Origin of the sequence: Pseudomonas kermanshahensis, from assembly GCF_014269205.2 — a bacterium.
Lineage (GTDB): Bacteria > Pseudomonadota > Gammaproteobacteria > Pseudomonadales > Pseudomonadaceae > Aquipseudomonas > Aquipseudomonas kermanshahensis.
This window is the reverse complement of record NZ_JABWRY020000001.1, coordinates 839,838-865,327: the sequence shown is the minus strand read 5'-3', so window position 1 is coordinate 865,327 and position 25,490 is coordinate 839,838. Positions and strand designations below refer to the sequence as shown.

Below are 25,490 nucleotides of genomic sequence, written 5' to 3'. Positions count from 1 at the left end.
GCGCAACATATCGTCCTCACGCATCAGAGCAGGCCCTCCAGCCAACCGTCGAGCTGTTCGAAAGCATCGTTGAAGGTGCGGTCAAGCTGCAGCGGTGTGATCGATACATAACCTTGCATCACCGCGTGGAAGTCCGTGCCCGGGCCACCGTCTTCGGCATCGCCGGCCACGGCAATCCAGTACCCCTCCTTGCCGCGCGGGTTGACCACCTTGGTCGGCGCCGCCGCCCGCGCCCGGTGACCGAGGCGGGTCAGCTGGATGCCGCGGATGTGCTCCAGCGGCAGGTTGGGGATATTGACGTTGAGCACGGTGCGCGGCGGCAGTGTGAGACGCGACTGCGCCTCCACCAGCCGGCGGGCGATGTACGCCGCCGTGGGCAGGTTGTCCGGCTGACGCGAGAGCAACGAAAACGCCAGCGACGTGTTGCCCAGGAAGCGGCCTTCCAACGCAGCGGCGACGGTGCCCGAATACAGCACGTCGTCGCCCAGGTTCGCGCCCAGGTTGATCCCCGACACCACCATGTCCGGGGTCTGCGGCAACAGGCCATTGAGCCCCAGGTGCACGCAATCGGTCGGCGTGCCATTGAGGCTGATGAAACCGTTGGCCAGGGTCTGCGGATGCAGCGGCCGGTCCAGCGTCAGCGAACTGCTGGCGCCACTCTTGTCTTGCTCCGGGGCGATTACCACACACTCGGCATAATCCACCAGCGCAGCGTGCAGCGCGGCGAGGCCAGGTGCGGTAACACCGTCGTCGTTCGAAATCAGAATACGCATGGGCTGTCCGTCTGCCCTACCGGCACCAGATCCACGACTTCGCGCACCACCACGGTGGCGAAGCATCCGGCCGGAAGGACGAATTCCAGTTGCAGGATATCAGGCTCGGGATAATGCCACGTCAGGCCGCCAATAGGGAGCCGCAGAATGCGCCGTTCGTGATCCATGCCCGCCTGGGCCAGCCAATGGCACAGTGCCGGCTGCCGCGCGGCAACTGCGCTTTCCAACGCGGCAGTGGCGCCTGTGGCGGGCGTTTCGCCCTCGCCCCACAGCGCACCGGTGGGATGCAGGTCGAGAATGGCCAAGCGCGGATCGGAACATTCCTGCTCGGTCGCGGGAAAGAAACTACGGCTATCGGTGAAGGCCAACAGGTCCCCGACTTGCGCACGGGCCCAGCTGCCGTCGGTAACACGGGCGGCGAGAATCTGGTTGAACAGGTAGCTGCGCCCTGCCGAAAGCAAACGCGAACGCACATTGCGTTGCTCTGGCAGCGCCTTGCGGGCCGCCCAGTCGAGCGCGTCATGGACGTTGCCGCCGCCATGGCCAAACCGCTGGCTGCCGAAGTAGTTCGGCACGCCGTGCTGCTTGAGCGCCTCCAGGCGCGCGTCCAGCGCAGCGTGATCAGCTGCCAGTGCCGTCAGGCGCAGGGTGAAGCCATTGGCCGAATGCGCCCCACGCTGCAGCTTGCGCTGGTGACGCACCTGCTTGAGCACGCGCAGGCTGGCATCCTCGGCACGCGACAGGTCCGGGTCGGCCTTGCCAGGCAGGTGCAGGCTGAACCACTGACGGGTCAGGGCCTGGCGGTCCTTGAGGCCGGCATAGCTGATCGAACGGGCCGGGACGCCTGCGGCGCGGGCCAGTCGGCGGGCCGCTTCTTCGGTGTTGAGGTCGCGCTTTTCGACCCACAGCCATAGGTGCTCACCCTGGCCCGACAGCGGGATATCCAGCACCTCGTCGACCTGGAAGTCTTCAGCCACGGCCTTGAGCACCGCAGTGCCCAGCGCTTCACCCGATGCACGCGGGCCCAGCAGTTCCAGTTCGGTCATGCTGGCAGCAACAGGGCGACCGCATGCACGGCAATCCCCTCCTCACGGCCGGTGAAGCCCAGCTTTTCAGTGGTGGTCGCTTTGACGTTGACCTGGTCGAGCTCGGCTTGCAGGTCTTCGGCGATCAGTTGGCGCATGGTCTCGATGTGCGGCGCCATTTTCGGCGCCTGGGCAACGATGGTGGCGTCGACATTGCCCACCTTCCAGCCCTTGGCCTGGACGATAGCGACCACATGACGCAGCAAGGCACGGCTGTCGGCACCCTTGAACTGCGGGTCGGTGTCGGGGAAGTGTTTGCCGATATCACCCAGCGCCGCAGCGCCCAGCAAGGCATCGCTCAGGGCGTGCAGCAGCACGTCACCGTCGGAGTGGGCCAGGAGGCCGTGTTTGTGGGGGATACGGACCCCGCCCAGGGTAATGAAATCACCGTCGCAGAAACGGTGCACATCGTAGCCGTGGCCAATACGCATAGAAAAACGCCCTGATTGAGTCAGGGCGTGATTCTACCTGCTTTGTGCGGTATTGGGGCTGCGCCTTACACCCGGCCCAACGCCACCGCGTGATGGCGCAGGTGGTCTTCGATGAAGCTGGCGATAAAGTAGTAGCTATGGTCATAACCAGGCTGCAGGCGCAAGTTCAGTGCATGCCCCCCTTTGCGCGCGGCCTGCTCCAGTGCCTCAGGCTTGAGCTGCTTCTCGAGGAAGTCATCACGGTCGCCCTGGTCCACCAGCAACGGCGGGCAACTGCCCGCGGGTGTCTCGGCCAGCAGGACGCTGGCATCCCACTCGCGCCAACGCGCACGGTCCTCGCCCAGGTAGCGGCTGAAGGCCTTTTCACCCCACGGGCAGTCCATCGGGTTGCTGATCGGCGAGAACGCCGAGATCGAACGGTAGCGCCCCGGGTTACGCAAGGCGCACACCAATGCGCCATGCCCGCCCATCGAGTGGCCACTGATGCTGCGTTGGTCCGAGGCCGGGAAGTGCGCCTCGATCAGCGCGGGCAACTCCTCTACCACGTAGTCATGCATGCGGTAGTGCTGCGCCCACGGTTGCTGGGTGGCATTGAGGTAGAAGCCCGCCCCCAGGCCAAAGTCCCAGGCGCCATCCGGGTCGCCCGGCACCTGCTCGCCACGCGGGCTGGTGTCGGGCGCAACGATGATCAACCCAAGCTCGGCGGCCAGGCGCTGGGCGCCGGCCTTCTGCATGAAGTTCTCGTCGGTGCAGGTCAGGCCGCTCAGCCAGTACAGCACCGGCAGCTTGGCCCCCTGTTCGGCCTGAGGAGGCAGATACACCGCGAACACCATGTCGCAGCCGAGCACCTTGGACTGATGCCGGTACCGCTTGTGCCAGCCGCCGAAGCTTTTCTGGCAAGAGATGTTGTCCAGGCTCATGGCAGACCTCAGAAGTGGATCACGCTGCGGATACTCTTGCCTTCATGCATCAGGTCGAAGGCCTTGTTGATGTCTTCCAGGCCCATGGTGTGGGTGATGAAGGTGTCCAGCGGGATCTCGCCCTTCTCGGCCATTTCGACATAGCTTGGCAGCTCGCTGCGGCCGCGTACGCCACCGAACGCCGAGCCGCGCCAGACGCGACCGGTGACCAGCTGGAACGGACGGGTGGCGATTTCCTGGCCGGCACCGGCAACGCCGATGATGACCGACTCGCCCCACCCCTTGTGGCAGCATTCCAGGGCCGCACGCATCAGCTGGACGTTGCCGATGCACTCGAAGGAGAAGTCCACGCCGCCGTCGGTGAGGTCGACAATCACTTCCTGGATCGGGCGGTCGTATTCTTTCGGGTTGATGCAATCGGTGGCACCCAGCTGACGAGCGATCTCGAACTTGGCCGGGTTGATGTCGATGGCGATGATGCGCGAGGCCTTGGCCTTGACGGCGCCAATGATCGCCGACAGGCCGATGCCGCCGAGGCCGAAGATGGCCACGGTGTCACCCGGCTGGACCTTGGCGGTGTTGATGACCGCGCCGATACCGGTGGTGACGCCACAGCCAAGCAGGCAGACCTTCTCCAGCGGCGCTTCCTTCTGGATCTTGGCCACGGAGATTTCTGGCAACACGGTGTACTCGGAGAAGGTCGAGGTGCCCATGTAGTGGAACAGCTGCTGGCCTTTGTACGAGAAGCGCGTGGTGCCGTCTGGCATCAGGCCCTTGCCCTGGGTGGCACGGATGGCCTGGCACAGGTTGGTCTTGCCCGAACGGCAGAATTTGCACTGGCCGCACTCAGGGGTGTACAGCGGAATCACATGGTCACCCACGGCCACCGAGGTCACGCCCTCGCCCACTGCCTCGACGATCGCGCCGCCTTCGTGGCCAAGGATCGACGGGAAGATACCCTCCGGGTCGGCGCCGGACAGGGTGTAGGCGTCGGTATGGCAAACACCGCTGGCAACCACGCGCAGCAGCACTTCGCCGGCCTTGGGCATGGCCACGTCCACTTCGACGATTTCCAGGGGTTTCTTGGCTTCGAAGGCTACGGCAGCACGGGACTTGATCATCAACGGTCTCCAAACAAGGGGTCAATTCAGTCTTGCAGTGTAATTCAGGGGGTTTTGATGAATAATCCAGGCCAAGACAAAACATTATTGCCGCACAGGGACAATCAATGAGTAGCCGCTGGGAAGGCATCGACGAATTCGTGGCGGTGGCCGAGTCTGGCCAGTTCACCGCGGCGGCGGAGCGCCTGGGCGTATCGTCTTCGCACATCAGCCGGCAGATCGCCCGCCTGGAAGAACGCCTGCAGACGCGCCTGCTGTACCGCAGCACCCGGCGTGTCACCCTGAGTGAGGCCGGGCAGACCTTCCTGCAGCATTGCCAGCGTCTGCAAGATGGCCGTGAAGAAGCCCTGCGGGCGATGGGCGACCTGGCCAGCGAGCCCAAGGGGCTGCTGCGCATGACCTGTGCGGTGGCCTATGGCGAGCGTTTCATCGTGCCGCTGGTGACGCGCTTCATGGCGCTGTACCCACAGTTGAGGGTGGAAGTGGAACTGAGCAACCGCACGTTGGACTTGCTGCATGAAGGCATGGACTTAGCCATTCGCCTCGGCCGGCTTGCTGACTCCAGGCTGGTTGCCGCCCGCCTGGCACCGCGGCGCATGTACCTGTGCGCCTCACCGGCGTATCTGGAGCGTTACGGCAGGCCGCACAGCCTGTCGGAACTGGCGCGGCACAACTGCTTGATTGGCAGTTCGGATTTGTGGGCACTGCAGCAGGATGGCCGCGAGATCAGCCAGCGAGTGCAGGGAAACTGGCGCTGCAACAGCGGGCAGGCCGTGCTCGACGCCGCGTTGCAGGGGATGGGCTTGTGCCAGTTGCCGGACTATTACGTGCTGGAGCACCTGAACACGGGGGCACTGGTATCGCTGCTGGAGGGGCATCAGCCGCCGAATACGGCGGTGTGGGCGTTGTACCCGCAGCAGCGGCATCTGTCGCCGAAAGTAAGGCGGCTGGTGGATTATCTGAAGGAAGGGTTGGCGGGGTTGCCGGAGTATCGTGTGGCTTGATAGTGCACTGGGGCCGCTTTGCGGCCCTTTCGCGGCACAAGGCCGCTCCTACAAGAGATCGCAATTCCCTGTAGGAGGGGGCTTGCCCGCGAAGAGGCCAGCACAGGATTACAGTGTCAGCGGCGCCCCGCCCAGCGCTGGCGCAACCACTCAAGGTCTTCCGGCCGGGTCACCTTGATGTTATCGCTGCGCCCTTCGATCAGCCGCGGCGCCTGGCCGGACCACTCGATGGCCGAAGCCTCGTCGGTGACCACCACATCCGACACCAGGCACTCGGCCAACGCGCGGTGCAAGGCCCCCAGGCGGAACATCTGCGGCGTGTAGGCCTGCCAGATGGTGCTGCGGTCTACGGTAGCGCTCACCCGGCCATTACTGTCGGAACGCTTCAACGTATCGCGCGCCGGCACCGCCAACAGGCCACCCACCGGGTCATCTGCCAGCTCCGACAACAGCTTGTCCAAGTCACTGCGCGCCAGGTTCGGCCGCGCGGCATCGTGCACCAGCACCCAGTCGCTGTCCGAAGCCCCTTGGGCATGCAGCAACAGCAACGCGTTGAGTACCGAGTCGGCACGCTCGCGACCGCCCGCCGCGCGCTGGAGGCGCGGGTCGCTGGCACAGCGCAGGCTGGGCCAGTAAGGGTCGTCTGCGGCAATGCTGACCACCACGCCCTTGAGCGTTGGATGGCCAAGAAAACAGTCGAGGCTATGCTCGAGAAGGGTCTGCCCACCCAGTTGCAAGTACTGCTTGGGGCGGTCGGCAGCCATGCGGGCACCCACGCCCGCAGCAGGAATCACGGCCCAGAAGGCCGGTAATGTGTCAGTCATTTTTGCGGCAACTGGAAGAGGGTTTCACCCTCTTTGACCATCCCCAATTCATGACGAGCCCGTTCTTCCACGGTCTCCATACCTTTCTTCAACTCCAGGACTTCTGCGTCAAGCACGCGGTTACGCTCAAGCAGGCGCTCGTTTTCGGCGTGCTGCTCGGCGATCTGCTGCTTGAGCTCGGTCACTTGCGCCAGGCTGCCATTGCCCACCCACAGGCGGTACTGCAGGCCACCCAACAGCAGAAGCAGAACGAGGAACAACCAATAGGGACTGCGCATCAAGGTATCCAGGTTAAAAAGACCGCCGCTTACTGTTCACTTCGGGGCCTCGAATAGCACGAAGCCTGGCCGAGGCCAGGCTTCGTCGACAGAAACCCTTTGCAAGTGTAGGAAAATTCAGTACGAAAGCTCCTACAGCTACGGCTGCTGTCTTTTTACCATCTCTTGCTTAACCGCGAAACTCGGCACGACCACGGTAAACCGCCTTGGCACCCAGTTGCTCTTCGATGCGCAGCAGTTGGTTGTACTTGGAGACGCGGTCGGAACGGCACAGCGAGCCAGTCTTGATCTGGCCAGCAGCGGTACCTACAGCCAGGTCGGCAATGGTCGAGTCTTCGGTTTCACCGGAACGGTGCGAAATCACCGCGGTGTAGCCTGCAGCCTTGGCCATCTGGATGGCTTCCAGGGTCTCGGTCAGCGAGCCGATCTGGTTGAACTTGATCAGGATCGAGTTACCGATGCCCTTCTCGATGCCTTCCTTGAGGATCTTGGTGTTGGTCACGAACAGGTCGTCACCGACCAGTTGCACCTTCTCGCCGATCTTGTCGGTGAGGATCTTCCAACCAGCCCAGTCGGACTCGTCCAGGCCGTCTTCGATCGAGATGATCGGGAAGCGCTCGGTCAGGCCTTTCAGGTACTCGGCAAAGCCTTCGGCGTCGAACGACTTGCCTTCGCCAGACAGGTTGTACTTGCCGTCTTCATAGAACTCGGACGCTGCGCAGTCCAGGGCCAGGGTCACATCGGTGCCCAGCTTGTAGCCGGCCTTTTCAACGGCTTCGGCGATGGCGGCCAGCGCGTCTTCGTTGGACGCCAGGTTCGGCGCGAAGCCACCTTCGTCACCGACGGCAGTGTTCAGGCCGCGAGCCTTCAGTACAGCCTTCAGGTGATGGAAGATTTCGGTGCCCATACGCAGGCCATCGGAGAAGGTCTTGGCGCCAACCGGCTGCACCATGAACTCCTGGATGTCGACGTTATTGTCGGCGTGCTCGCCACCGTTGATGATGTTCATCATCGGAACCGGCATCGAGTACTGGCCCGGGGTGCCGTTCAGGTTGGCGATGTGCGCGTACAGCGGCAGGTCCTGGTCCTGGGCAGCGGCCTTGGCGGCAGCCAGGGAAACAGCCAGGATGGCGTTGGCGCCCAGCTTGGCTTTGTTCTCGGTACCGTCCAGGTCGATCATGGCGCGGTCCAGAGCCTTCTGGTCGGAAGGGTCCTTGCCCAGCAGCAGGTCGCGAATCGGGCCGTTGATGTTGGCGACGGCTTTCAGCACGCCCTTGCCCAGGTAACGGCTCTTGTCGCCATCACGCAGCTCCAGCGCTTCGCGCGAGCCGGTGGAAGCACCGGACGGCGCGCAAGCACTGCCGATGATGCCGTTGTCGAGCAGTACATCGGCTTCCACGGTGGGGTTGCCACGCGAATCGAGAACTTCACGACCTTTGATGTCGACGATTTTTGCCATTGTTGTAAGCACTCCAGAATTGACGAAAACAACGCAGCTTAGGAAATCCTTGCACTTCATCAGGCGGGGTATGCAGCAGGCAGGCCTGATGAAAGCGCTCCCTGACCGTTTGGTCAGGGAGAGAACGGGCGGTACTTTACCCGAGAAATGAGCTTTACGCGGTTTCTACCGTCGGAAAACTTTTCACCAGCTCGTCCAGTTGCTTGAGCTGGGTCAGGAACGGCTCCAGCTTGTCCAGGCGCAAGGCGCAAGGGCCATCGCACTTGGCATTGTCCGGATCAGGGTGAGCCTCGAGGAACAGGCCGGCCAGGCCTTGGCTCATGCCAGCCTTGGCCAGGTCGGTGACCTGGGCGCGACGGCCACCGGCAGAGTCCGAGCGACCGCCCGGCATCTGCAGGGCATGGGTCACGTCGAAGAAGACCGGGTACTCGAACTGCTTCATGATGCCGAAGCCGAGCATGTCCACCACCAGGTTGTTGTAGCCGAAGCTCGAACCACGCTCGCAGAGGATCAACTGGTCGTTACCCGCCTCTTCGCACTTGGCCAGGATGTGTTGCATCTCCTGGGGTGCAAGGAACTGGGCCTTCTTGATGTTGATCACCACGCCGGTCTTGGCCATGGCCACCACCAGGTCGGTCTGACGCGACAGGAAGGCCGGCAACTGGATGATGTCGCAGACCTTGGCCACCGGCTCGGCCTGGTAAGGCTCGTGCACGTCGGTGATTACCGGCACGTTGAAGGTGCGCTTGATCTCCTCGAAGATCTTCAGCCCCTCTTCCATGCCCGGGCCACGGTAGGACGTCACCGACGAACGGTTAGCCTTGTCGAAGCTGGCCTTGAACACATACGGGATACCGAGCTTCTCGGTGACCCGCACGTACTCTTCGCAGACCTTCATTGCCAGGTCACGGGATTCCAGGACGTTCATGCCGCCGAACAGGACGAACGGCTTGTCGTTGGCGATCTCGATGTTACCGACGCGAATGATCTTCTGGGTCATTGATCAGGCCTTGTTCTTCTGAGCCAGGGCTGCCTTGACGAAACCACTGAACAGCGGGTGGCCGTCACGCGGGGTCGAGGTGAACTCTGGGTGGAACTGGCAAGCGACGAACCATGGGTGGTCCTTGGACTCGACCACTTCAACCAGCGCGCCGTCTTCGGAACGACCGGAAACCACCAGGCCAGCGTCGACCAGTTGTGGCAGCAGGTTGTTGTTCACTTCGTAGCGGTGGCGGTGACGCTCGGTGATCACGTCCTTGCCGTAGCAATCGTGAACCTTGGAGCCCGAGACGATCTGGCAGTCCTGCGCGCCCAGGCGCATGGTGCCGCCCAGGTCGGAGGCTTCGGTACGGGTCTCGACGGCGCCGGTGGCATCAGCCCACTCGGTGATCAGGCCGACAACCGGGTGGCCGCTGTTGCGGTCGAACTCGGTGGAGTTGGCGTCTTTCCAGCCCATCACGTTACGGGCGAACTCGATCACGGCAACTTGCATGCCCAGGCAGATACCCAGGTAAGGCACTTTGTTCTCACGGGCGTATTGCACCGCAGTGATCTTGCCTTCGACACCGCGCAGGCCGAAACCGCCCGGTACCAGAATGGCGTCGGCGCCTTCGAGCAGGCTGGTGCCTTGGTTCTCGATGTCTTCAGAGTCGATGTAGCGCAGGTTGACCTTGGTACGGTTGGTGATGCCGGCGTGGCTCATCGCTTCGATCAGCGACTTGTACGCATCCAGCAGCTCCATGTACTTGCCGACCATGGCGATGGTCACTTCGTGCTCTGGGTTGAGCTTGGCATCGACGACCTTGTCCCACTCGGACAGGTCGGCGCTGTCGCACTGCAGGCCGAAGCGCTCGGTGACGAAGTCATCCAGGCCCTGGGCATGCAACACGCCCGGGATCTTGTAGATGGTGTCGACGTCTTCGAGCGAAATGACCGCACGCTCTTCAACGTTGGTGAACAGGGCGATCTTGCGGCGCGACGAGGCATCGACTGGGTGGTCGGAGCGACAGATCAGCACGTCAGGCTGCAGGCCGATGGAGCGCAGCTCCTTGACCGAGTGCTGGGTCGGCTTGGTCTTGGTTTCGCCTGCGGTAGCGATGTACGGGACCAGGGTCAGGTGCATCAGCATGGCGCGCTTGGAGCCCACTTCGACGCGCAGCTGGCGGATGGCCTCGAGGAACGGCTGCGACTCGATGTCGCCGACGGTACCGCCGATTTCAACCAGGGCCACGTCGGCATCGCCGGCGCCCTTGATGATGCGACGCTTGATTTCGTCGGTGATGTGCGGGATGACCTGGATGGTCGCGCCCAGGTAGTCACCACGGCGCTCCTTGCGCAGCACGTGCTCGTAGATACGGCCGGTGGTGAAGTTGTTGTTCTGGGTCATGGTCGTGCGGATGAACCGCTCGTAGTGGCCCAGGTCAAGGTCAGTCTCGGCGCCGTCCTGGGTGACGAAGACTTCACCGTGCTGGAACGGACTCATGGTGCCAGGATCGACGTTGATGTACGGATCCAGCTTGAGCATGGTGACCTTGAGTCCCCGCGCTTCCAGGATGGCCGCCAGGGAAGCCGAGGCAATGCCTTTCCCCAATGAAGAAACAACACCGCCCGTGACGAATATGTAGCGCGTCATGAAAAACCCTAGAAGTCTGCGTTAAGGCGGCCAGCGCCGCCGGAGAAAGCGAAGGAAGGCCGAAGCCCCCGATCACCTGCGTCAATCACAGTGCATCTCGAAAAACTGCCGCGTCTGTACAAACCAGGGTATCCCCGGCATGGAGCTCGCTCGTCATTTCCAGAATCAGCCCAGCAAAAAACTGCGTGGTAATCGGCAACTGCTGTGTTTTCGAGGAACCCACAGAAGTTGTATCAAGAAGGGAGGGTAGTCTACCGGAATGTACCCTTCAGCTCAAACCTTGCGCGTTCGTCGGTAACTGCCAGTGCAGTTGGCAATCTGCCTGCCCCAGTGCCGGCAGGTTGGCCACGGCCAGCAAGCGCTCGCCCTGATACAGCAATGGCAGGCGCGAACGCACGAAAGGCGGCACCTGCAGCTCGTTGAGCAGGCGTTTGAGGTCGCGTCGACCGCGCCCCGCAAGCTCAAGCACTTCACCGCCCTGGCGATAGCGGACAGTCAGGCCCGCCAGGGGCTTGGACGCAGTCAACCGAACGCTGCCGTTGCCCGGCAAGGCCAGCTCGCAAGCCGAGTCTGCCCAGGCGAATTCGCCTTGCGGCGCCTGCAACCAGTCACCGCTCAGCCACCAGATACGGCCGTTGCTGCGCAGCAACCGGCCGTCGGCCAAGCGCCAGGTCGGCTGGGCGTCGGCCGCGGCATCGCGCAGGTCGGCCCAGCCAGCCCAGTGGCGCGCATCCGGCAGCCGGGTGCGATGGCTGAGCCAGTATTGCAGGGCATTGCGCTGACGAGCGGGTGACAACGCCGCGAGCACCGCAAGCGCCAGGGAGTCCAGCCCCACCCATGCAGCGGCAGCCCCCTCCTCGGCCTTGGCCAGATCGGCCTGAGCCACCTCGTCCAGCAAACCCTGCGCTTCACCCAGGTGCGCTGCGCAACGGGCAAGGTTCTGGCTGGCTTGCGGCCAACGCTGCTGCAGCACCGGGAACACTTCGCCGCGCAAATAGTTGCGCGCAAAGGCGGTGTCGCTGTTTGTGGGGTCTTCGATCCAGGTCAGGCCTTGGGCCTGGGCATACGCGTGCAGCTGCTGGCGGGCAATCGCCAGCAACGGCCTAGCCAGGCTGCCCTGCCCCAGCGGACGCTGCGCCGGCATTGCGGTCAGACCACGTAGCCCGGCACCGCGCAGCAAACGAAACAGCAGGGTTTCGGCTTGATCATCGCGGTGCTGGCCGGTGAACAGCACCTCACCGGGGCCGACCACGTTCGTGAATGCCGCATAACGGGCATCGCGGGCCGCCTGTTCGAGACTGGCGCCGGGGGCGACCTGGACGTGGATCACACGAAGTTCGACGCCGAGGTTGGCGCAGACGAGCTCGCAGTGGGCGGGCCACGCGTCAGCGGCGGGCTGCAGGCCGTGATGGATATGGATGGCGCGCAACGGGGGCGCGGGGTGGGTGCGGGCGTAATCGGCCAGCAGGTGCAGCAGGACGGTGGAGTCCAGGCCGCCAGAGAAGGCGATGTGCCAGGCGGGGGCTTGGAGCCAGGGAGTGAGGTTGATCAAGGGCGCCTCACATGATTCGCAATCGCCGGGGCACTGTGGGAGCGGGCTTGCCCCGCGAACAAGGGCGAAGCCCTTGCCATACGACTCCGCTGCCAGAGCCGGCCTCTTCGCGGGGCGAGCCCGCTCCCACAGGGCCGCAAAGCGGCCCCGGGGTGTATCAGAGGCCGTAGCTCATCAGGCGCTCGTAACGACGTGCCAGCAGCGCGTCATTGTCGAGCTTGCCCAGCATGTCCAGCTGCTGCACCAGGTCGGCACGGATGCTTTCAGACATGGCGGCCGGGTCACGGTGGGCGCCGCCCAGCGGCTCCGAGATGACCTTGTCGACGATGTTCAGGCTCTTCAGGCGTTCGGCCGTGATACCCATGGCCTCGGCGGCATCGGCAGCCTTGTCGGCGGTTTTCCACAGGATCGAGGCGCAGCCTTCCGGCGAAATCACCGAGTAGGTGGAGTACTGCAGCATGTTCAGCTGGTCGCACACACCAATGGCCAGTGCACCGCCAGAACCACCCTCACCGATCACGGTGGCGATGATTGGCGTCTTCAGGCGCGCCATGACACGCAGGTTCCAGGCAATCGCCTCGCTCTGGTTGCGCTCTTCGGCGTCGATACCTGGGTAGGCACCTGGGGTGTCGATGAACGTCAGGATCGGCATCTTGAAGCGCTCGGCCATTTCCATCAGGCGGCACGCCTTACGGTAGCCCTCAGGGCGCGGCATGCCGAAGTTGCGGCGCACCTTCTCACGTACTTCGCGGCCCTTCTGGTGGCCGATGACCATCACTGCCTTGCCATCCAGGCGGGCGGTACCGCCCACGATCGCGGCATCATCGGAGAAATGGCGGTCACCGTGCAGCTCTTCGAATTCAGTGAAGATGTGCTGCAGGTAGTCCAAGGTGTAAGGACGACGTGGGTGACGGGCCAGGCGGGCGATCTGCCAGCTGGTCAGGTTGCCGAAGATGCTTTCGGTCAGGGTATTGCTCTTGTCTTGCAGACGGGCAATTTCATCGCTGATGTTCAGCGAGTTGTCGTTACCCACCAGGCGCAGGCCTTCGATCTTGGCTTGCAGGTCGGCAATCGGCTGTTCGAAATCGAGGAAATTCGGGTTCATAGGCATCCGTCTTGGGTCTACGGCCAGGCGGCCGGCCGGTTGATCCGTTTGGCGCCCTACCTTAAGGGATCGGGCGCATTCAGGTCGAGATTAAAATTCGTCGATTCAACGATATTGCAGGAAGACGTTCTCACGTCCGAACTGGTCACGCAGTGCCTGAATCAGGCCGTCAGCCGGGTCGATTGACCACTCATCGGCAAACTGCAGCATGGCCTTGGCGTCACTGCCGGTGTATTCCAGGGTAATAGGGCAGCCGCCGCGGTGACGAGTGATCAGCTCACCCAGCCAGTTCAGGCGGTCGCCCTTGAGCGCGTCATGGCCGACTTTCAGGCGCAGGCTTTCGGCCAGGCGCGTACGCGCGTCTTCCATGGTCATTACCTGCTTCACCCGCAGGCGCAGGCCGCCCGAGAAGTCATCGTTACTGACCTCCCCTTCGACCACGACCATGGCGTCGTTCTGCAGCAATGACTGGGCCGCCATGAAGGAGTCGGCAAACAGCGACGCCTCGATGCGCCCCGAGCGGTCATCGAGGGTGACGAAGCCCATCTTGTCACCCTTCTTGTTCTTCATGACCCGCAACGCAATGATCATGCCGGCGATCGTCTGAGACTCACGGGACGGCTTCAGGTCGATGATGCGCTGCCGGGCAAAACGGCGAATCTCGCTTTCGTACTCGTCGATCGGGTGACCGGTCAGGTACAGGCCCAGCGTGTCCTTCTCGCCTTTGAGGCGCTCTTTGAGGGTCAGCTCGCGGACCTTGCGGTGGTTGGCATAGACGTCCGAGTCTGCCTCGACGAACAAGCCGCCAAACAGGTCGACGTGGCCACTGTCGGCAGTACGTGCGGTCTGCTCGGCCGACTTGATCGCCTCTTCCAGCGCCGCCAGCAAGGTTGCACGGTTACGGTCGATGTTGGCCTGGTAGGCCTTGATCTCGTCATGGAAGTACGGGCCCAGACGGTCCAGTGCACCACTGCGGATCAACGCATCGAGGGTGCGCTTGTTGACGCGCTTGAGGTCGACGCGCTCGCAGAAATCGAACAGGTCCTTGAACGGGCCGCCCTGCGCACGCACTTCGACGATGGCTTCCACCGGCCCCTCGCCCACACCCTTGATCGCACCCAGGCCATAGACGATACGGCCATCGTCATTGACGGTGAACTTGAAATCGGAAGTGTTCACATCGGGCGCATCAAGGCGCAGCTTCATGCTGCGCACTTCCTCGATCAGCACCACCACCTTATCGGTGTTGTGCATGTCCGCCGACAGTACCGCGGCCATGAACGGCGCCGGGTAGTGGGTTTTCATCCAGGCGGTCTGGTAGGACACCAGGCCATAGGCGGCAGAGTGAGATTTGTTGAAGCCGTAACCGGCGAATTTCTCTACCAGGTCAAAGATGTTACCTGCCAGATCGCCATCGATGCCGTTGTTCGCGCAACCTTCAATAAAGCCGCCGCGCTGCTTGGCCATCTCTTCGGGCTTTTTCTTACCCATGGCCCGCCGCAGCATGTCGGCACCGCCCAGGGTATAGCCGGCCATGACCTGGGCAATCTGCATCACCTGCTCTTGGTACAGGATGATGCCGTAGGTCGGCGCCAGTACCGGCTGCAAGCCGTCATACTGGTAGTCCGGGTGCGGGTAGGCCAGCTCGGCGCGGCCGTGCTTGCGGTTGATGAAGTCGTCCACCATGCCCGACTGCAGCGGGCCTGGGCGGAACAGCGCCACCAGTGCGATGAGGTCTTCCAGGCAGTCTGGTTTGAGCTTCTTGATCAGCTCCTTCATGCCGCGCGATTCGAGCTGGAACACCGCCGTGGTCTCGGCTTTTTGCAGCAACTCGTAGGTCTTGCGGTCATCCAGCGGAATGAAGTCGATGTTCAGGTCCGGCAGGTTCTGCTTGGCCTGCTCGCGGTTGATCGTCTCCATCGCCCACTTGATGATGGTGAGCGTACGCAGGCCGAGGAAGTCGAACTTGACCAGCCCGGCGGCCTCGACATCGTCCTTGTCGAACTGGGTTACCAGGCCGCCGCCCTCTTCGTCACAGGCGATCGGCGAAAAATCGGTGAGCTTGGTCGGGGCGATGACCACACCACCGGCGTGCTTGCCGGTACCCCGCGTGACACCCTCGAGCTTGAGGGCCATCTCCCAGATCTCGCGGGCATCTTCGTCGCCCTTGAGGAAGTCGCGCAGGATCTCTTCCTGCTCGTAGGCTTTTTCCAGGGTCATGCCGACTTCGAAGGGGATCATCTTCGACAGGCGATCAGCCAGGCCGTAGGACTTGCCCTGCACCCGCGCCACGTCGCGCACCACCGCCTTGGCGGCCATGGTACCGAAGGTGATGATCTGGCTGACCGCGTTGCGCCCGTAGGCATCGGCCACGTATTCGATGACCCGGTCACGGCCATCCATGCAGAAGTCGACGTCGAAGTCGGGCATGGATACCCGTTCAGGGTTGAGGAAGCGCTCGAACAGCAGGTCATAGGCCAGCGGGTCGAGGTCGGTGATCTTCAACACGTAGGCGACCAGCGAACCGGCACCCGAGCCTCGGCCTGGGCCGACCGGCACGCCGTTGTTCTTGGCCCACTTGATGAAGTCCATAACGATCAGGAAGTAGCCGGGGAAGCCCATCTGGATGATGATATCCAGCTCGAACTTCAGGCGGTCCAGGTAGACCTGGCGCTTTTCCTCATAGTTTGGCGTGGTCTCTTTGGGCCAGAGCACCGCCAGGCGCTCCTCCAGGCCTTCATGGGAGACATGGCGCAGGTAATCGTCGATGCCCATGCCATTGGGCGTCGGGAAATCGGGCAGGAAGTGCTTGCCCAATTGCACCTGGATGTTGCAGCGCTTGGCGATCTCGACAGTGTTGGCGATGGCGTCGGGCAAGTCGCTGAACAGCTCGGCCATTTCGTCCGCGCTCTTGAGGTACTGCTGATCGCTGTAGTTGCGCGGGCGACGCGGGTCGTCCAGGGTCCAGCCCTCGCCGATGCAGACACGGGTTTCGTGGGCATCGAAGTCGGCCTGCTTGATGAAGCGCACATCGTTGGTCGCCACCAGCGGCGCGCCGACCTTGTCGGCCAGGGCCACAGCAGCGTGTACGTATTCTTCGTCGCGGGCGCGGTTGGTGCGTTGCACTTCAACGTAGAAGCGCTCGGGGAACATGCTCAGCCAGTCGCGCAACAGCGCTTCGGCCTCTTCAACCCGACCAGAGAGCAGCGCGGCGCCAATGTCACCTTCCTTGCCAGCGGACAAAGCGATCAGGCCTTCGCTGGCGGGGGCGATCCACTCGCGCTGCAAAATCACCAGGCCATTGCGCTGGCCTTCGACCCAACCGCGCGAAATCAGCTCGGTGAGGTTGCGATAGCCCTGGGGGTTCATCGCCAGGAAGCAGATGCGCGACAACGGGGCTTCCGGGTCGGGCCCGGCCAGCCACAGGTCGGCACCACAGATCGGCTTGATCCCGGCGCCCATGGCGGTCTTGTAGAACTTCACCAGCGAGCACATGTTGCTCTGGTCGGTGATCGCCACCGCCGGCATGTTCATCCCCGCCAATGCCTTGGCCAGCGGTTTGATCCGCACCAGGCCGTCGACCAGCGAGAATTCGGAGTGCACGCGAAGGTGAACGAAGGGAACCGACATGGGTGATCCTGTAGCAGAACGACAAGGGCGGGATTGTAGCGTAAATGAGGGCAGGATTTGGGGCTGCTTCGCAGCCCATCGCGACACAAGGCCGCTCCTACAAGGAAACGCGTAACCTCTGTAGGAGCGGCCTTGCGTCGCGAAAGGGCGGCAAAGCGGCCCCATGCACTAGATCAAAGAATCGGTAATGCCCTCACGGGCCTCCCAAGCCGCCCGTACCGGCGCAAAGGAGCGTCGGTGAATGGGCGTAGGCCCAAGCCGGGCCAGGGCTTCAAGGTGCACCGGCGTCGGATAACCCTTGTGCCCACCGATGCCGTAACCGGGGTAGATCAGCTCGAACGCACTCATCTCCCGATCACGCGTCACCTTGGCCAGGATCGACGCAGCCGCAATGGCCGGCACCTGGCTGTCGCCTTTGACGACCGGCGCAGCGGGTACCGCCAGCTTGGGGCAACGGTTGCCGTCGATCAGTGCCAGCTTGGGCGTGACATGCAGCCCCTCGACCGCACGCTGCATGGCCAGCATGGTGGCCTGAAGAATGTTCAGGCGGTCGATTTCTTCGACCTCGGCGCGGGCAATGCAAAAGCTCAGCGCCTTCTCGCAGATTTCGTCGAACAACGCCTCGCGCTTGGCTTCGGTGAGTTTCTTCGAATCGTTGAGGCCGAGGATCGGCCGTGCCGGGTCGAGGATCACTGCAGCCGTCACCACCGCGCCACACAAGGGGCCACGGCCGACTTCATCGACCCCGGCGACCAGGTCTTCGACCAGGTTGAAATCCAGTCCTATTTGCATCTCAGCGGTCCTTGAGCAAGGCCAGTACCGCCTCGGCGGCCTGGTTGGAAGCATCCCGGCGCAGGGTGCGGTGAATCTCGTCGAAACGTTCGGTCTGCTGGCTGCCATCGGCCACCAAGGGGGCCAAGGTTTGCGCCAGGGCTTCGCTGGTGGCGTCATCCTGCAGCAGTTCAGGCACCAGCTCGCGCTGGGCCAGCAGGTTGGGCAACGACACGTAAGGGCTTTTGACCAGGCGCTTGAGAATCCAGTAGGTCAACGGCGCCAGGCGATAAGCCACCACCATGGGACGCTTGTACAGCAGTGCCTCCAGGGTGGCGGTACCCGACGCGATAAGCACCGCATCGCAGGCCGCCAAGGCCTGGTGCGACTGGCCGTCGAGCAGGGTCAGCGGTAGCGCGCGCCCTTCGAGCATCTGCTCAACCTGGGCACGCCGTGCGGCGTTGGCGCAGGGCAGCACGAAGCGCACACCCGGTACTCGTTCGCGCAAGCGCTCGGCGGCATCGAGGAACAGCGCCCCCAGGCGCCCGACCTCGCCGCCGCGGCTGCCAGGCATCAACGCCACCACCGGGCCTGGGCCCAGCCCAAGCTCAGCGCGCGCCGCCTGTCGGTCGGCCTCGAGCGGAATGGTATCGGCCAGTGGGTGGCCGACGAAACGCACCGGCACCCCCTGCTCCTCGTAGAACCGGGCTTCGAACGGCAACAGCGTCAGCATCAGGTCGCAGCCTTCGCGGATCTTCAGCACGCGCTTCTGCCGCCACGCCCATACGGATGGGCTGACGTAGTGCACGGTCTTGATACCGGCCTGACGCAGTTTCAATTCGATGTTGAGGGTGAAATCCGGGGCGTCGATGCCGATGAACACATCGGGCTTTTCGGCGATGAGGGTCTGGATCAACAACTTGCGGCGCTTGAGCAGCTCACGCAGCCGTCCCAGCACCTCGACCAGGCCCATGACCGCCAGACGTTCCATGGGGAAGTAGGATTGCAGGCCTTCGGCTTCCATCAAGGGGCCGCCAACACCGATAAAGCGTACGTCGGGATGGCGCGCCTTGAGGGCGCGCATCAAGCCAGACCCGAGAATATCGCCGCTGGCCTCACCCGCGACCAGGGCTACGCAAAGCTGGGCCATGTCAGCGGGTGATGCCGCGGGCAGAATTCAGGATCGACTGACGGAACAGATCGACCTCAGGGTGCTGGGCTGCCAATTCGTCCAGCGCCTTGATCGCGTCTTCGACGGTCAGGCCCTGACGGTAGACGATCTTGTAGCAACGACGCAGGATATGAATGACCTCGTCGCTGAACCCCCGACGACGCATGCCTTCGAAGTTCATGCTGCGCGCTTCGGCCGGGCTGCCGAACACCGTGACGAAGGCCGGTACGTCTTTGCCGATCGCCGTACCCATGCCGGAAAACGCATGTGCACCGATATGGCAGTACTGGTGCACCAGGGTGTACCCGGACAGAATCGCCCAGTCCCCCACATGAACATGCCCCGCCAACGCGGTGTTGTTCACCAGAATGCAATGATTGCCGATGACACTGTCGTGACCGATGTGGGCGTAGGCCATGATCAGGTTGTGATCGCCGACGGTGGTTTCTGCACGGTCCTGAACGGTACCGCGGTGAATGGTCACACCTTCGCGGATCACATTGTGATCACCGATCACCAAGCGCGTCGGCTCACCCTTGTACTTGAGGTCAGGGGTGTCTTCGCCGATCGAGGAAAACTGGTAGATGCGGTTGTGCTTGCCGATACGGGTCGGCCCTTTGAGCACCACATGCGGGCCAATGACGGTGCCCTCCCCGATTTCGACATCAGGGCCAACGATCGACCAGGGGCCCACCTCGACACCGTCGGCCAGTTTGGCCGACGGGTCGATGATGGCCCGAGGATCAATCAAATTCATAGGGAGCGTTCCGCGCAGGTGATTTCTGCCGAGCAGACAGGCTTGCCGTCGACCAGGGCGCGGCACTCGAATTTCCAGATCATGCTCTTGCGGCTGAGGAACTTGGCTTCCAGCACAAGCTGGTCACCCGGCAATACCGGCTGACGGAAACGCAGTTTGTCGGACCCGACAAAGTAGTACAGGGTGCCATCTGCCGGCTTGGCATCGAGCATCTTGAAACCGAGGATGCCGGCCGCCTGGGCCATGGCCTCGATGATCAGAACGCCCGGCATGATCGGGTGGGCCGGGAAGTGGCCATTGAAGAACGGCTCGTTGATGCTGACATTCTTGTAGGCACGAATGCTCTGGGCCTCGAAGTCCAGATCCGTCACGCGATCCACCAGCAGGAACGGGTAACGGTGAGGCAGGTATTCGCGAATCTCGTTGATGTCCATCATTTCGGGGGGAAGCCTGTAATAAGAATAGGGAGCGCAGGTGCTGACCACGCGCTCCTTTTGCAGTCCAAAGAGGAGCCAGCTAGCGTCTGTTCACTCTTGCTCAGGGAATGGTATCAGCCTTCTGATGCCGGCTGGCCACCTGAGGTCACGGTATCGATGCGCTTTTCCACCTGCTGGAGACGCTTGGCCATGTCGTCCAGGTGGCGGATACGCGCGGCGCTCTTGCGCCAGTCAGCCAATGGCTGCATGGCTGTGCCGGAAGAATAGGCACCCGGTTCGGTGATCGATCGGGTCACCATGGTCATCCCGGACACGAAAACGTTATCACAGACATCAATATGACCCACCATGCCGACACCGCCAGCAATGGTGCAGTGCTTGCCAATGCGCGTGCTGCCGGAAATCCCGACACAGGCGGCCATGGCCGTGTGCTCACCAATCTGAACGTTATGGGCGATCTGGATCTGGTTGTCGAGCTTGACCCCGTCGGCAATGCGCGTGTCCGACAGCGCACCACGGTCGATTGCCGTGTTGACGCCGATTTCTACATCATCGCCGATGGTCACGCCGCCGATCTGGGCAATCTTGCGCCATACGCCCTTCTCGTTGGCGAAGCCGAAGCCCTCACCACCGATCACTGCGCCAGACTGGATCACCACACGCTTGCCGATGGTCACGTCATGGTACAGGGTGACCCGTGGCGCCAGCCAGCCGCCCTCACCGATGACGCAACGGGCACCGACCACGCAGTGGGCACCGATGCTGACATTGGCAGCAACCTGCGCACCACTTTCGATGACGACGAACGGGCCGATGCTCGCACTGGCATCCACCTGGGCATCTTCAGCCACTACGGCGCTGGGATGAATTCCCGCCACAGCCTTGGGCTTGGGATCGAACAGGTGGGAAATGCGCGCATAGGCCAAGTACGGATCAGCGACGATCAGTGCATTGCCAGCAAAGCCTTCAGCATCCGCAGCCTTGAGCAGCACCGCTGCCGCCTGGCTGTTATCCAGGAATTTGCGGTACTGCGGGTTGGCGAGGAAGCTCAATTGACCAGGGCCGGCCTCCTGCAAGGTGGCCAGCCCGGTAATCTGCAGCGCCTCGGGCCCCTTGAGGGTGGCGCCGAGGGCTTCGGCCAACTGGCCAAGCGTCATGTTCAAGGTCATATCAACGGGCTTGGTTCATGCGCTCGATGACTTGGCGGGTGATGTCGTACTGAGGTTTGACATCGATGACCGCGCCACGCTCGAGAACCAGGTCGAAACCGCCCTTCTTGATCACTTCCTCGACAGCGCCGTCCAGCTTCGGCTTGAGTTGCTTGAGCATGTCACGGTCCGCAACGGCCTTGGCTTCGTTCAGTTCCTTGGACTGGAACTGGAAGTCGCGGGCCTTTTGCTTGAACTCGAGCTCCAGGCGCTCACGCTCCTGCTGCTGCATCTTGTCGCCACCTTTGATCAGGCGGTCCTGGATGCCCTTGGCGCTGCTTTCCAGGCTTTTCAGCTTGGTCAGTTGCGGGCCGAATTTTTTCTCTGCATCAACCGCATACTTCTTGGCGGCATCCGATTCCAGCAGGGCCATCTGATAGTTCAGGACGGCAACCTTCATTTCGGCGAAAGCCGGGGTGGCGACCAGCGCCGCGGCCAAAATGGCCAGTTGAGTCAACTTACGCACGATGCACTCCTGGATAAACCGTTGTCGTTATGCAAGGGCCGACCTTAGAAGGTCTGGCCCAGAGAGAATTGGAACACCTGGGTATCGGCATCGTCCGGCTTCTTGACCGGCATCGCCAGGCTGAAGCTCAACGGGCCCAGTGCAGTGATCCAGGTCACACCCAGACCCACCGAACTGGCCATGCCCGAGAAACCGACCTTCTCGCAATCTGGCTTGCTGCCGCAGTTGGTATCGAACACGTTACCCACGTCCCAGAATACCGACGTGCGCAGCGAACGCTGGTCCTTGACGAACGGCAGTGGGAACAGCAGTTCGACACCACCCTGGACCAACACGTTGCCACCGAACGGCAGCGGATCCTGATCCGGGTCGGCGATGGTACCCGGCTTGCCACCCGGGTTGCCTTCACCACGGCTAGGCGTACTGCGTGGGCCCAGGCTGCTGTCCTTGAAGCCACGGACAGAGTTGAAGCCGCCCGCGTAGTAGTTCTCGTAGAACGGCAGGCCCGAGGTGCTGCCGTAGCCATCACCATAGCCCAGTTCAGTGTGCAGGCGCAGGGTGTAGTCGTTGTTGATTGGCTTGAACAGTTGGCCGCGGTAGTCGAGCTTGTAGAACGACAGGTCGCTGCCCGGAATGGTCGATTCCAGGGTCAAGCTTTGCGAGTGACCACGAGTCGCCAGCACGCCTTTGTTCAGGGTCGACTCGGACCAGCCGATCGACGCCTTGAAGTTCAGGAAGTTGTCACCCTCTTGATCGAGGAAGTCGAAGATCTCGTCGACGGTGTATTTACCGGTCTTGATCTTGTCCTGCTGAACGCTCAGGCCATAGGTCAGGCGCGAGGTTTCGCTGATTGGGTAACCCAGGCTGACACCGGCGCCCAGGCTGTCGACCGCATAGCTGGCAACGTCGACATCGAGGTCGTCGTAGTCGGTGCTGCGGTAGAAGGCGTTGTAACCCAGGCTGACACCGTCAGCCGTGAAGTAGGGGTCCACGAAGCCGAAGTTGTAGCGGGTCTGGTATTCGGAACGGGTCAGGCCGATGGAGACCTTGTTACCGGTACCCAGGAAGTTGCTCTGGCTGATCGAACCACCCAAGATCAGACCGGCGCTCTGGGCGAAACCGACCGACGCCGTAATGGAGCCGGACGCTTGTTCCTCGACGCTGTAGTTGACGTCGACCTGGTCATCGGTGCCAGGCACCGGCGGGGTCTCGACGTTGACTTCCTTGAAGAAGCCCAAGCGCTCCAGACGGGTCTTGGACTGGTCGATCAGGTAGGTCGACGCCCAGCCGCCTTCCATCTGGCGCATTTCGCGACGCAGCACTTCGTCTTCGGTCTTGGTGTTGCCGCGGTAGTTGATGCGGTTGACGTAGGCACGCTTGCCCGGGTCGACCACGAACATGATATCGACGGTGTGGTCCTGGTCGTTCGGCTGTGGTACGCCGTTGACGTTGGCGAAGGTGTAGCCTTCGTTACCCAGACGACGGGTGATCAGCTCGGACGTGGTGGTCATCACCTTGCGCGAGAATACCTGGCCCGGCTGCACCAGCAGCAGCGACTTGACCTGGTCTTCCGGCACCTTGAGGTCACCGGAGAGCTTCACGTCACGGACGGTGTACTTCTCGCCTTCGTTGATGTTGACGGTGATGTAGACGTGTTTCTTGTCTGGCGTGATGGATACCTGGGTAGAGGCGATATCCATGTTGATGTAGCCACGGTCCAGGTAGTAGGAACGCAGACGCTCCAGGTCACCGGAGAGTTTTTCACGGGCGTACTTGTCGTCGTTCTTGAAGAACGACAGCCAGTTGGTGGTTTTCAGCTCGAACAGCTGCGACAGCTCTTCGTCGTCGAAGACGTTGTTGCCCACCACGTTGATGTGCTGAATGGCCGCGACGGTGCCTTCGTTGATCTTGATTTTCAGCGCGACGCGGTTGCGCGGCTGCGGCACGACTTCGGCGTCGACCTCGGCCGAGTAGCGGCCCTGGGCCACGTACTGGCGCTGCAGCTCGTTACGCACACCTTCAAGGGTAGCGCGCTGGAAGATCTCACCTTCGGCCAGGCCAGACTGCTTCAGACCCTTCATCAGGTCTTCGGTGCTGATCGCCTTGTTGCCTTCGATCTCGATGCTGGAAACCGACGGGCGCTCGACCACGTTGATGATCAGGACATTGCCATCGCGGCTCAGCTGGATGTCTTGGAAGAAGCCAGTCTTGAACAGGGAACGGGTCGAATCCACCAGGCGCCGATCATCGGCCTGATCGCCGACGTTGAGCGGCAAGGCACCGAAGACGCTGCCGGCGGAAACCCGCTGCAGGCCGTTGACACGAATATCGGAGATGGTGAAGGACTCGGCGTGAACTTCAGCGATCATCAGTGCGGAGAGGACCGCAGTTAGCAGCAGACGTTTCATGAAGTCCTTTTATTCCAACTGGCAATAAACAACCCGCCGCGAAGTGGCGGCAGGTTCGCAATGCGAAGCTTTATAGTCGACCCAGATCGTTGATCAGGGCGAGCAACATCACCCCTACGACCAAACTGATACCGATCTGGACCCCCCAACCTTGCACCCGATCTGACAGCGGACGACCGCGCGCCCACTCGACCAGGTAAAACAGCAAATGCCCCCCATCCAGTACTGGAATGGGCAGCAGGTTAAGAACCCCCAGGCTTATGCTCAGGTAGGCCAGGAAATTCAGGAAATCCCCCACGCCGGACTGGGCTGAAGCGCCCGCCACTTTAGCAATGGTTATCGGTCCGCTCAAGTTTTTTACCGAGAGCTCTCCGAACAGCATTTTCTTCAGCGACTCGAGCGTCAGGACGCTCATGTTCCAGGTGCGCGACAAGCCCTCGCCTACCGCGTCCAACGGGCCATAGCTGACTTCGCGGAGCATGTTGGCAGGCCATTCGCCACCTTTTACCCCCGCGCCCAAGTAACCGCCCGCGGCCTTGCCCTCACCCTTGCGGGCCAGGGTTACTGGCACATCCAGCGCAGCACCATCGCGCTCGACACGCACCACGACCTTGGCTTGCGGGTGGGCGCGCACGGTGTCGACCACCTGCTGCCAGTCGCTCACTGCCACGCCATCGAGGGCCAGCAGCTTGTCACCTGTCTTCAAGCCGGCGGCAGCGGCCGGCCCTTTCGAATCAATCTCGGCCAGCACCGGCACGATCACCGGGCGCCATGGGCGCAAGCCCAGGGACTGGATAGGGTCTGGCTCGTCGGCGCCTTTCAGCCAGTGGTCCAGCTTGATCTGCAAGTGCTGCTCGGCACTGGCGCCTTCGTCGCGCACGCCTACCTGCAGGGTGCCGCTCTCGCCCAGACGGCGAACCAGTTGCAGGTTGACCGCAGACCAACCGCTGGTCGCCTTGCCATCGATGGATACAATTTCCTGACCTGCGGTCAGGCCTGCCGACGCTGCCAGGCTGCCCGCTTCGACCGCACCGATAACCGGGCGAATCTGCTGGGTGCCGAGCATGGCCAACAGCCAGAAGAACACGATGGCCAGCAAGAAGTTGGCAATCGGGCCAGCGGCAACGATGGCGATACGCTGACGCACGCTTTTACGGTTGAACGACTGGTCGGCCAACGCAGGCGGCACATCGCCTTCGCGCTCATCGAGCATCTTGACGTAGCCACCCAGCGGAATCGCCGCCACCACGAATTCGGTGCCCTGGCGGTCATGCCAGCGCAACAACGGCGTACCGAAGCCCACCGAAAAACGCAGCACCTTGACGCCGCAGCGTCGGGCCACCCAGAAGTGGCCAAATTCGTGGAACGTGACCAGAACACCCAAGGCCACCAGGGTGCCGACAATCATGTAGAGCGCAGTCATATCTTTCTCCAGATGACGTTCAGCAGAACGACTTT

General features: G+C 62.3%; 22 protein-coding genes. 1 reads left to right on the top strand and 21 read right to left on the bottom strand.

Going from position 1 to position 25,490, the window contains the following annotated elements:
* Window positions 1-23: 23 nt before the first annotated feature.
* From surE to HU764_RS03965, 5 genes are all read right to left on the bottom strand, one after another.
* The gene (gene surE / locus HU764_RS03985) at window positions 24-773 is read right to left on the bottom strand and encodes a 5'/3'-nucleotidase SurE (protein ID WP_027595817.1); all 750 of its coding nucleotides are present in this window, start codon (window positions 771-773) and stop codon (window positions 24-26) included.
* Window positions 761-1,819, bottom strand: a complete 1,059-nt coding sequence (gene truD, locus HU764_RS03980; RefSeq protein WP_186702961.1) for a tRNA pseudouridine(13) synthase TruD — start codon at window positions 1,817-1,819, stop codon at window positions 761-763. The genes surE and truD overlap by 13 nt, the downstream gene beginning before the upstream one ends.
* Window positions 1,816-2,289: a 2-C-methyl-D-erythritol 2,4-cyclodiphosphate synthase gene (gene ispF / locus HU764_RS03975; RefSeq protein ID WP_027595815.1), complete on the bottom strand. Its 474-nt coding sequence runs from the start codon at window positions 2,287-2,289 to the stop codon at window positions 1,816-1,818. The genes truD and ispF overlap by 4 nt, the downstream gene beginning before the upstream one ends.
* Before the next feature lie 65 nt (window positions 2,290-2,354).
* The gene (fghA, locus tag HU764_RS03970; RefSeq protein WP_186702960.1) at window positions 2,355-3,209 is read right to left on the bottom strand and encodes an S-formylglutathione hydrolase; all 855 of its coding nucleotides are present in this window, start codon (window positions 3,207-3,209) and stop codon (window positions 2,355-2,357) included.
* A gap of 8 nt (window positions 3,210-3,217) precedes the next feature.
* Window positions 3,218-4,330 carry an S-(hydroxymethyl)glutathione dehydrogenase/class III alcohol dehydrogenase gene (locus HU764_RS03965; RefSeq protein ID WP_027595813.1) on the bottom strand — a complete coding sequence of 371 codons (1,113 nt, stop codon included), beginning with the start codon at window positions 4,328-4,330 and terminating at the stop codon, window positions 3,218-3,220.
* Window positions 4,331-4,437: 107 nt separating this feature from the next.
* On the opposite strand from HU764_RS03965, the gene HU764_RS03960 reads away from it, so the two are divergent.
* Window positions 4,438-5,334, top strand: coding sequence for a LysR substrate-binding domain-containing protein (locus tag HU764_RS03960; protein WP_099428493.1), 897 nt, complete (start codon window positions 4,438-4,440; stop codon window positions 5,332-5,334).
* A gap of 116 nt (window positions 5,335-5,450) precedes the next feature.
* On the opposite strand, the gene ispD is transcribed toward HU764_RS03960, so the two are convergent.
* The 16 genes from ispD to rseP all read right to left on the bottom strand — a co-directional run bounded on the left by ispD (window position 5,451) and on the right by rseP (window position 25,455).
* Window positions 5,451-6,158 carry a 2-C-methyl-D-erythritol 4-phosphate cytidylyltransferase gene (ispD, locus tag HU764_RS03955; RefSeq protein WP_186702959.1) on the bottom strand — a complete coding sequence of 236 codons (708 nt, stop codon included), beginning with the start codon at window positions 6,156-6,158 and terminating at the stop codon, window positions 5,451-5,453.
* On the bottom strand, window positions 6,155-6,436 hold the full coding sequence (gene ftsB, locus HU764_RS03950; protein WP_004375443.1) for a cell division protein FtsB: 282 nt from the start codon (window positions 6,434-6,436) through the stop codon (window positions 6,155-6,157). Before ftsB ends, ispD begins: the two co-directional genes overlap by 4 nt.
* Window positions 6,437-6,605: 169 nt before the next feature.
* Window positions 6,606-7,895: a phosphopyruvate hydratase gene (eno, locus tag HU764_RS03945; RefSeq protein WP_027595810.1), complete on the bottom strand. Its 1,290-nt coding sequence runs from the start codon at window positions 7,893-7,895 to the stop codon at window positions 6,606-6,608.
* Window positions 7,896-8,049: 154 nt separating this feature from the next.
* The gene (gene kdsA / locus HU764_RS03940; protein WP_027595809.1) at window positions 8,050-8,895 is read right to left on the bottom strand and encodes a 3-deoxy-8-phosphooctulonate synthase; all 846 of its coding nucleotides are present in this window, start codon (window positions 8,893-8,895) and stop codon (window positions 8,050-8,052) included.
* A 3-nt stretch (window positions 8,896-8,898) separates the two neighbouring features.
* Window positions 8,899-10,527 (bottom strand): CTP synthase, encoded by a 1,629-nt coding sequence (locus HU764_RS03935; RefSeq protein ID WP_099453143.1) that lies wholly within the window; start codon window positions 10,525-10,527, stop codon window positions 8,899-8,901.
* A gap of 268 nt (window positions 10,528-10,795) precedes the next feature.
* Window positions 10,796-12,079: a tRNA lysidine(34) synthetase TilS gene (gene tilS, locus HU764_RS03930; RefSeq protein ID WP_186676022.1), complete on the bottom strand. Its 1,284-nt coding sequence runs from the start codon at window positions 12,077-12,079 to the stop codon at window positions 10,796-10,798.
* Window positions 12,080-12,236: 157 nt separating this feature from the next.
* The gene (locus HU764_RS03925) at window positions 12,237-13,184 is read right to left on the bottom strand and encodes an acetyl-CoA carboxylase carboxyltransferase subunit alpha (RefSeq protein WP_027595806.1); all 948 of its coding nucleotides are present in this window, start codon (window positions 13,182-13,184) and stop codon (window positions 12,237-12,239) included.
* A gap of 105 nt (window positions 13,185-13,289) precedes the next feature.
* Window positions 13,290-16,814 (bottom strand): DNA polymerase III subunit alpha, encoded by a 3,525-nt coding sequence (gene dnaE, locus HU764_RS03920; protein ID WP_186702958.1) that lies wholly within the window; start codon window positions 16,812-16,814, stop codon window positions 13,290-13,292.
* Between the two features lie 168 nt (window positions 16,815-16,982).
* The gene (gene rnhB / locus HU764_RS03915) at window positions 16,983-17,606 is read right to left on the bottom strand and encodes a ribonuclease HII (RefSeq protein ID WP_027595804.1); all 624 of its coding nucleotides are present in this window, start codon (window positions 17,604-17,606) and stop codon (window positions 16,983-16,985) included.
* Window position 17,607: 1 nt separating this feature from the next.
* Window positions 17,608-18,735 (bottom strand): lipid-A-disaccharide synthase, encoded by a 1,128-nt coding sequence (gene lpxB / locus HU764_RS03910; RefSeq protein ID WP_186702957.1) that lies wholly within the window; start codon window positions 18,733-18,735, stop codon window positions 17,608-17,610.
* 1 nt (window position 18,736) lies between these two features.
* A complete protein-coding gene (gene lpxA / locus HU764_RS03905) occupies window positions 18,737-19,513 on the bottom strand; it encodes an acyl-ACP--UDP-N-acetylglucosamine O-acyltransferase (protein WP_186675982.1) in 777 nt (258 codons plus the stop codon).
* Window positions 19,510-19,950, bottom strand: coding sequence for a 3-hydroxyacyl-ACP dehydratase FabZ (fabZ, locus tag HU764_RS03900; RefSeq protein WP_003252314.1), 441 nt, complete (start codon window positions 19,948-19,950; stop codon window positions 19,510-19,512). Before fabZ ends, lpxA begins: the two co-directional genes overlap by 4 nt.
* Window positions 19,951-20,063: 113 nt before the next feature.
* Complete coding sequence (gene lpxD / locus HU764_RS03895) at window positions 20,064-21,119, bottom strand: UDP-3-O-(3-hydroxymyristoyl)glucosamine N-acyltransferase (RefSeq protein WP_027595801.1); 1,056 nt, start codon at window positions 21,117-21,119, stop codon at window positions 20,064-20,066.
* Window position 21,120: 1 nt separating this feature from the next.
* Window positions 21,121-21,624: an OmpH/Skp family outer membrane protein gene (locus HU764_RS03890; protein WP_027595800.1), complete on the bottom strand. Its 504-nt coding sequence runs from the start codon at window positions 21,622-21,624 to the stop codon at window positions 21,121-21,123.
* 44 nt (window positions 21,625-21,668) lie between these two features.
* Window positions 21,669-24,032 carry an outer membrane protein assembly factor BamA gene (gene bamA / locus HU764_RS03885; RefSeq protein WP_027595799.1) on the bottom strand — a complete coding sequence of 788 codons (2,364 nt, stop codon included), beginning with the start codon at window positions 24,030-24,032 and terminating at the stop codon, window positions 21,669-21,671.
* A gap of 70 nt (window positions 24,033-24,102) precedes the next feature.
* Window positions 24,103-25,455, bottom strand: coding sequence for an RIP metalloprotease RseP (rseP, locus tag HU764_RS03880; protein WP_099428487.1), 1,353 nt, complete (start codon window positions 25,453-25,455; stop codon window positions 24,103-24,105).
* Window positions 25,456-25,490: the final 35 nt, after the last annotated feature.